Source organism: Pectobacterium jejuense, assembly GCF_026800125.1.
Taxonomy (GTDB): domain Bacteria; phylum Pseudomonadota; class Gammaproteobacteria; order Enterobacterales; family Enterobacteriaceae; genus Pectobacterium; species Pectobacterium jejuense.
Genome location: NZ_JAPQKX010000047.1, coordinates 1 through 314, shown reverse-complemented (window position 1 = coordinate 314; position 314 = coordinate 1). Strand labels below are relative to the sequence as shown.

Sequence of the window (314 nt, the reverse complement as noted above, 5' to 3'; positions counted from 1 at the left end):
ACGTTCAACTACCCAGAACAAAAAACCAGTTCACTGCAAAACATCAGTCTGACTATCGCTCCCGGTGAGAAAGTGGGTGTAATTGGCCGCAGCGGCTCAGGAAAAAGCTCATTGCAAAAGCTGATCGTGAACCTCTATCAGCCCAACACGGGTAATATTCTGATCGACGGTGTTGATGCCCGCCAGTTGGATGTCAGCGATTTACGCCACAATATCGGCTATGTCCCGCAGGATATTCAATTGTTCAGTGGTTCGCTGCGCAATAACCTCATTAGCGGCGCGCGCTATGTTGAAGATGAAGCCATGCTAAGAGC

The 314-nt window shown here is 49.4% G+C and carries 1 protein-coding gene; it reads left to right on the top strand.

All coding sequences use genetic code 11. The features are described from left to right. A partial coding sequence (locus tag NXT09_RS22390; protein WP_268581199.1) for an ATP-binding cassette domain-containing protein occupies positions 1-314 on the top strand: 314 nt, incomplete at both ends.